Source organism: Prosthecobacter sp., assembly GCF_044373815.1.
GTDB lineage: Bacteria > Verrucomicrobiota > Verrucomicrobiia > Verrucomicrobiales > Verrucomicrobiaceae > Prosthecobacter.
Genome location: NZ_JBIPNG010000352.1, coordinates 1 through 6977, shown reverse-complemented (window position 1 = coordinate 6977; position 6977 = coordinate 1). Strand labels below are relative to the sequence as shown.

The window sequence follows — 6977 nt, the reverse complement described above, 5'->3', positions numbered from 1 at the left end:
GAGACGTCACGCCTGATGAGCCCGTGCTCGTGCGCGTGCACAGCGAATGCCTCACCGGAGATGTGTTTTCCTCCCGCCGCTGCGACTGCGGCAGCCAGCTGCATGCCGCGATGAAGCACATCGCCAGCGCAGGGAAGGGGATCATCGTTTACATGCGCGGCCACGAAGGTCGCGGCATCGGTCTGCATGGAAAGATCATGGCCTACAAGCTCCAGGAGCAGGGCTTTGACACCGTGGAGGCCAATCTGAAACTCGGCTTCCCCATGGACCTGCGCGACTACGGCATCGGTGCGCAGATCATCTCCGACCTGGGGGTGCGCAAGCTTCTGCTCATGACCAACAACCCGCGCAAAGTCGTGGGCCTTGAAGGTCACAAGCTCGAAATCGTCGAACAAGTCCCCGTTAAATCCACGCCAAAACCCGAGAACGCCCGCTATCTCGAAACGAAGAAGAAGAAGATGGGCCACAAGCTTTAGTCACATGTCCAATTACGCCTCCAGTCGTCCACGCCCCACCCAGGATCCGATCAGCATCGCGATCGTCGCCTCATTGTACAACAACCAGTTCGTCCAAGGCCTGCTCAATGCCGCCAAGGAAGAGATCGAAGTCATTGCCCCCAATGCTTCCATTGATGTCTATCGCGTGCCCGGCGCCTTTGAGATTCCGGTCTGCGTGGAGCACGTGCTGCGTGGCAGCGCGCCGGATGCCGTCATCACCCTGGGAGTCATCATTCGTGGCTCCACGGAGCATGCCGATCTCGTCGGCGCTTCGGTGACGGATGCCCTGCAGCAGATGGCGGTGAGGCACTGCATTCCCGTCATTCATGAGGTGCTGCTGGTCAGCACGGAGGAGCAGGCGGAGGAACGCTGCCTGGGAGCCACCATCAATCGTGGCACGGAGGCCGCGCAGACTTGCGTCAAAATGATCAATCTGTTCGGCAAGATGAAGGCCAGCTTTGCCGGCGAACCCCTTGACCACGCCTAACATCATGGGAAGACGCCGCGAAGGCCGTGAGGCCGCCATTCAATTTCTCTTTGCCCGTGATCTTCAGGGGACGGAAAAACCCGGGGAACCGGAAGACTTCTGGACTCTTCATAGCGCGAGGGCTTCCACCCGTGCGTTTGCTGAAAACTTGATCAAGGGGGTTATCGGCCATCAGGAGCAGATCGATTCAGGGATCACCGGACTGCTGGAAAACTTCAGTTTCGAACGACTCGCCGCCGTGGACCGCAACGTGCTTCGCGTGGCCTCCTACGAGCTGCTCTACTGCCCGGAGGTGCCCACGCCCGTGATTTTGAACGAGGCCATCGACATTGCCAAAGCTCTCAGCGCCGGGGAGTCCGGCTCTTTCGTCAATGGAGTGCTCGACAAGCTGGCGAAGTCCCTGCGCAAACATGGAGCGCCAGCTCCCGCACCTCAAGCCTCCTAGTTTTTCCCGATGGCCGGTTTTTTCAAATCACTCATCCAGCGCTTTACCAAGCCCGACATTGACTGGGATGACCTGGAGGCCTCCCTCATCGCCGGGGATCTGGGACCGCGTCTGGCGCTGCAGATCGTGGCGGATCTCAAATCCCGCCAGCGCACGCTGCACGGGGCGGACATCGTGCAGGTGGCGCGTGAGCATGTGCGCAAAATTTTGCCCGAGTCGGTGCCTGCGATCGAGCCGATCCCCGGAAAGCCCAAGGTCCTCCTCATTGTAGGTGTGAACGGCACCGGCAAAACCACCAGCACCGCGAAGCTGGCGCACATTCTTCACAAGAGCGGGCACAAGGTGGTGCTGGCTGCAGCAGACACCTTCCGCGCCGCTGCTGTGGAGCAGCTCACGGTCTGGGCTGAGCGTTTGAAGATCCCTCTCGTCAAAGGTCCGCCGAATGGCGATCCGGCATCCGTGTGTTTTGAAGGCTATGAAAAGGCGCTCAAGACGGAGGCTGACTACCTCATCTGTGACACCGCCGGGCGGCTGCACACGAAGCACAACCTGATGGAGGAGCTGAAGAAGATTCACCGCATTCTCGGACGCAAGGATGCCGAGTCTCCGCATGAAGTGCTGCTCGTTTGTGATGCGACCACCGGCTCCAATGCTTTGCAGCAGGCGCGTGAATTCAATAAGGTGATTCCCTTGACCGGTGTCATTGTCACCAAGCTGGATGGTAGCGGCAAAGGCGGCGTGCTTGTGGCGATTCAGCAGGAACTTGGCGTGCCCACCCGTTTCATCGGACTGGGGGAAAGCGTCGAAGATTTCCAGGCGTTCGATTCGAAGCGCTTCGTGGAAGAACTGCTCTGATTGGAGTGGACAAAAATGATACCTTTGGCCGATACTTTGGTATCTTTGTGGCTGAAGTGAATTTCATCCCAAGAAATCTATTGTCGAATGGGTATGTCTTTCGCTAAGTAGCAGCGCCCACTTTTCAAATCACACCTTGGAGGAAATCACCTGTGACGTTCAAATGCCCCTCATGCGACATGCAACTCAAAGCCGAGCCGGAAATGGCAGGCAAAATAGTCCGCTGTCCTGGCTGCAATACCAAGCTGAGCATTCCGGCCGTGGCCCCATCTTCGCTGCCTGCCCCTTCGGGGCTGCCTGCTCCCAGCAGCGTGTCGGCGCCTGAGCCAGCCTCAGCGCCTGCTGAAAACGACGCTTTCGGAGCTGAGTATGAGCATGGGGCCTCTGCTCCTGAGCAGCCACCCGCCACCGGCACGCCGGAGCGTGGAGAGCGTGGCGGCTGGGAAGAAATCGATCCGACAAACCCCAATGGGTTTCTGAGCTTCGGGATCGGTTTCGTGCTGTTCCTCGCATGGGTGGGCATTCTGTTCCCGTTCAAGGCGCCGGACAGCGTCTCTCCGGCGACGTACACGACCATGCAGTTCATCGCGTCGCTGTTCTTCAAGCACATGCTGGTGAGCTTCATGAACACGCTGTTCTTCACGTGGGCCATGTCGATCCTGTATTTGAAAATGCAGAAACTCGCCCATCAGCGCAAGGCGCTGCTGCTGGACGTGCTGCCCTGGGAAGTGGGTGCGGAAATCAACCGCGACAACGTGGGCCAGTTCATCGACCACGTTTACAAGCTGCCGCATCGTCTGCGTGACAGCATGATGGTGAACCGCATCCGCAAGGCCCTGGAGCTCTTTGAAGTGAAGCAAAATGTGGGGGATGTGACGAACATGCTCTCCAGCCAGTCCGACATCGACAGCATGCGCATCGGCGGCAGTTACTCGCTGCTGAAGGCGTTTCTCTGGGCCATCCCGATTCTGGGGTTCATCGGCACCGTCATCGGTCTGTCACACGCCATCGGCGGCATGAACTTCGGCAACATGACCGATCTCAAGCAGGTGACTGCGACGCTGGGAGCCGTGACCGGCGGCCTCGGTACCGCATTTGATGCCACGTTGCTCGGCCTCGTGCTGGCCATGACCCTGAACTTTCCGCTCAACGGCATGATGAAAGCAGAGGATGACTGCCTCAATGACATCGACGCCTTCTGCAATGAAGTGCTGCTGCCACGCCTCAATGACGGCGGCAGCATCGCCGGCGGAGACACGGCTGGGGTGATGGACACGCTGGTCAAAGCGGTGGCGAATGCGCAGAAGGATTTCCTCGTGGATCTCAACTCCCTCTCCAAGCAGATCAAGGAGCAGGCCGACAACCTCGACAAACGCGCCGCCGCGCATCAGCAGCGGGTGGACGCCGAGTTTGCCATGACACTGAACCGCATGCGTGAAGACATGACCAATGCGGTCAAGGACAGCGTGAAAACCACCACGGACTACACGCGCGCTCTGGCCAGCGGCATCCAGTCTTTGAACACCCTGCTGTCCGAACTCGGCGGCAAGCAGATCATGATTCATCAGGTGAAGAAAAAGGGCTGGTTCAGCAGCAAATAGCCGCCTCAACCTCAGCTCACTCAAATAAAAGATCATGGCAAAGCGCCGACATGCCGCCAAAGACGAGATCCTGCTGGTCCCGTTTCTGGACATTCTGTGCTCGCTGATCGGGGTGCTGATCCTCATCATCGTGGTGCTCTGCGTGTCGCAGACCCAGCAGACCGAGGGGCGCACACCGGAGGACGTGCAGATGTCCCAGGACGCCAAGCGCATGCGGCAGGAGATTGTGGAGCGCAAGGCGCAGGACGTTATTCTCAAGGAAAAGCTGGCGTCCCTGGAAGCACTGCAAAAGCAGATCGAAGAAAAAGAGCAGCGCTTCATCAAGCTGCGCAAGCTGATCAACACCTCCAAGGATCTCCAGGAGGCGAACCTGAAGATCAGCCAGAAGATGCAGAAGGAACTGGATGATCTGATGCTCGAAATCGAGGGCATGAAGCAGCAGCAGGCGGAGAGCAAAAAGGAAATCGCCACCCTCATGGCCGAGCTCAAGAAGCGCGATGTGCCGCCGGACAAAAAGATCCCGCCTGTGATCGTGCAGCCTTCCGGCGCCGGCATGCCGGCGGATACGAAAGTCTATTTCGTCGAGGCTGGCACTGGAGCCTTGAAGATCCTCGGTGCCTGGGGAGAGGACTATCGCCTGAGCGCCACGGCCTCGGTGGTGGTCGCTGATGCCGCCTACAATCACTTCCTCACTGAACTCGCCAAGGATCCCAAGTCTCTGATACTGTTCCTCATCCGTGACGATGGGCAGGGGGCCTTTAACAATGGGGCCGGCCGCGCGGAGAACGACTACAAAGTGCGCGTGGGCAAGCTGCCCATCCCTGGGCGCGGCGTGCTGGATCTTAATTTGTTTGCCAAATTTCGCGGCAAGATCCCGCCGCCGCCTGCTGCGCCACCCGCCACGCCAGCACCCCCAGCGCCTCCTGTGCCCCCGGCCAAAACTCCACCCAAGAAAGCTGCCTGACACGCCATGGCAAAACGCAAACCACATGAAGAGCAGGAGCTGCCGTTCGTCGCCTTGATGGACACGATGACGAACGTCGTCGGTGTGCTCATCATCGTGCTCGTCATGGTCGGCCTGAGCGTGGCCAGTGCGGTGAAAAAAGTGCTGTCCGACCTGCCGCCCGTCACCAAGGAGGAACTCCAGCAGATTCAGGAGCAGGTGAAGCAGCTGCCTGAAAAGATTGATCCGGTGAAAGTCGAGGAGCAGCAGAAGCAGTCGGAAGCCCAGCTCAAGCGCGCCATCGAGGATCTCAAGACCGTCGATACTGCGGACTTGCAGTCGAAGATGAAGTTCATGGATCTCGACGCTTTCCAGAAGCAGCTGGACCAGCGGAGAAAGGACCGTGAGGCGAGCAAGGTCGAGACCGATAAAATTTTGGCGGAGCTTGAGCGCCTCAAAGCGCTGCTGGACAAGACACCTGTCTACCAGCCGCCGCCACCGACCTACGTGCGTCTGCCGAATCCGCGCGCCTATCCTGAGAAGCCCAATGAGACGCGCGTTCTCGTGGCCAAACAAGGGGTGCTGTTCTTCAACCAGGTCAAATTTTTGCAGCCGATCCTTGAAGGCATGGACAAGGTGAAGTCACAGCTCGAATACCAAAAGGTGGAGTACGCCCCGTTTGCCAAGCTCCTCGAAGGCATTTTGGGTTCTCCCGCCAATGCGCAGAAAGCGTGGCCAGAAATCGCCACTTTGGTGGATCGGGTGCAGCTGGAATACGTGGCCCTGGCATACAAGGCGCTGGTGGCCGGCGGCATCCCGCCCAACAAGGCTTTGCTCAACGACATCGCTGACATCGCCATTCCCACGCGGCAGACCATGGCGGTCGTTGCCGAAGCCATCGTCGCCGCCACCAAAGGAGACGTCACGGCCTGGGTCAAACTTGATCCCGCCCGCCCTCCTGCACCGCCGGTGATCAAGGCCAGCGCCGCTGGTGGCAAAATCACCTTCTCCTGGGGCGCGATCACCAAGGAAGTCAAAGCGACACCGAAGGATGTGCTCGGGTACTTCCACGATCTCGCCAAGGTGCCTGGCATTGAAAACGTGAGCAAGGCCCGCACCGTTTACGATGCCACGCGCATTCAGGCTCTGCTGCAACGCGCGGCATCCAGCCCGCTGCTGGCAGGTTCTTACGGCTTCGAGGCAAAGATCCTGCCCACGCTGCCCTATGTGCAACTGGCCCTCACGCCCAAGAGCGGTGGCGGCGAGACCATTGAGGCCATGAAGCAGCCCAACTCCGCCTACATTCGCCTCATGCGCGACATCAAGGCGGATCCCAACGGCGTGGCCATCTTCCAGGTCATGCCGGATGCGTTCGAAGCCTATCTGGAAGCACGAAAATTAGCCGATGAAGTGGGCGTTCCAGCCACCTGGGAATTCCTCGCCAAGCTTGATCTCGCGGTGAACATCTCCGGCTACGAAGTCCAGCGTCTGGCACCCACACCGCCGCGTGCGGGTGCGGGAGCTCCTGGCGCTGTGACCATCGCCCCGCCCAAACGCTCGCTGGATTGAAATAGGCGCAGTGCCTATGATTTCTTTCAGTCCTTGAGGGATTACATTATCTAAGGTGTTCATGGACAGCAGGTTTTCCAGTGCCACTGTCGCGCCTCATTTGCGCTCCGATGCTCTCTGCTTCTTCGCCCAGTCCTCTCCCGTTGTTTGACAAGGTTCGTAAATTTCGTGCTCTGGATGAAGTTCGGGCTGCAGGCATTTACCCCTATTTCCGGGAGATTTCGTCTGCTCAGGACACGGAGGTCATCATCAATGGTCAGCAGGTGCTCATGCTGGGCTCAAACAGCTACCTCGGCCTCACCAATGATCCGCGCATCAAGGAGTCAATCTGCCAGGCCGTGCAGAAATACGGTGCCGGCTGTGCAGGCTCGCGCTTCCTGAATGGCACCCTCGACATCCATGTGCAGCTGGAGGAAGAACTCGCACAGCTCATGAAGAAGCCGGCGGTGCTGCTCTACAGCACCGGGTTTCAGGTGAATCTCGGCGTCATCAGCGCCATCGTGGGCCGCGAGGACTGCATCCTCGCGGACCGGGCGAATCACGCCAGCCTCGGAGCAGGCTGCCAGATGGCCCCGGGGAA

General features: G+C 59.1%; 8 protein-coding genes. All 8 read left to right on the top strand.

The features are described 5' to 3' along the window. Positions 1 to 476 (top strand): GTP cyclohydrolase II (gene ribA / locus ACIREA_RS22875; RefSeq protein WP_397384664.1); only part of this gene is annotated, 476 nt, incomplete at its 5' end. Positions 477 to 480: 4 nt separating this feature from the next. After that, positions 481 to 984 (top strand): 6,7-dimethyl-8-ribityllumazine synthase, encoded by a 504-nt coding sequence (gene ribH / locus ACIREA_RS22870; protein WP_397384663.1) that lies wholly within the window; start codon positions 481 to 483, stop codon positions 982 to 984. Positions 985 to 988: 4 nt separating this feature from the next. Continuing rightward, complete coding sequence (nusB, locus tag ACIREA_RS22865; protein WP_397384662.1) at positions 989 to 1429, top strand: transcription antitermination factor NusB; 441 nt, start codon at positions 989 to 991, stop codon at positions 1427 to 1429. Between the two features lie 9 nt (positions 1430 to 1438). After that, positions 1439 to 2284, top strand: coding sequence for a signal recognition particle-docking protein FtsY (gene ftsY / locus ACIREA_RS22860; protein WP_397384661.1), 846 nt, complete (start codon positions 1439 to 1441; stop codon positions 2282 to 2284). A gap of 179 nt (positions 2285 to 2463) precedes the next feature. Then, the gene (locus tag ACIREA_RS22855) at positions 2464 to 3885 is read left to right on the top strand and encodes a MotA/TolQ/ExbB proton channel family protein (RefSeq protein ID WP_397384660.1); all 1422 of its coding nucleotides are present in this window, start codon (positions 2464 to 2466) and stop codon (positions 3883 to 3885) included. Positions 3886 to 3919: 34 nt separating this feature from the next. After that, complete coding sequence (locus ACIREA_RS22850) at positions 3920 to 4849, top strand: hypothetical protein (RefSeq protein ID WP_397384659.1); 930 nt, start codon at positions 3920 to 3922, stop codon at positions 4847 to 4849. Between the two features lie 6 nt (positions 4850 to 4855). Further along, positions 4856 to 6397, top strand: a complete 1542-nt coding sequence (locus ACIREA_RS22845; protein ID WP_397384658.1) for a hypothetical protein — start codon at positions 4856 to 4858, stop codon at positions 6395 to 6397. Positions 6398 to 6507: 110 nt separating this feature from the next. Further along, on the top strand, positions 6508 to 6977 hold a 470-nt coding region (locus tag ACIREA_RS22840), incomplete at its 3' end, for an aminotransferase class I/II-fold pyridoxal phosphate-dependent enzyme (RefSeq protein ID WP_397384657.1).

What these genes read in the sequence shown, in the direction of transcription:
- ACIREA_RS22855 (WP_397384660.1), top strand. Translation starts at nt 2,464, where the DNA reads ATGCAACTCAAAGCCGAGCCGGAAATGGCAGGCAAAATAGTCCGCTGT.
- nusB (WP_397384662.1), top strand. Translation starts at nt 989, where the DNA reads ATGGGAAGACGCCGCGAAGGCCGTGAGGCCGCCATTCAATTTCTCTTT.
- ACIREA_RS22850 (WP_397384659.1), top strand. Translation starts at nt 3,920, where the DNA reads ATGGCAAAGCGCCGACATGCCGCCAAAGACGAGATCCTGCTGGTCCCG.
- ribH (WP_397384663.1), top strand. Translation starts at nt 481, where the DNA reads ATGTCCAATTACGCCTCCAGTCGTCCACGCCCCACCCAGGATCCGATC.
- ACIREA_RS22845 (WP_397384658.1), top strand. Translation starts at nt 4,856, where the DNA reads ATGGCAAAACGCAAACCACATGAAGAGCAGGAGCTGCCGTTCGTCGCC.
- ftsY (WP_397384661.1), top strand. Translation starts at nt 1,439, where the DNA reads ATGGCCGGTTTTTTCAAATCACTCATCCAGCGCTTTACCAAGCCCGAC.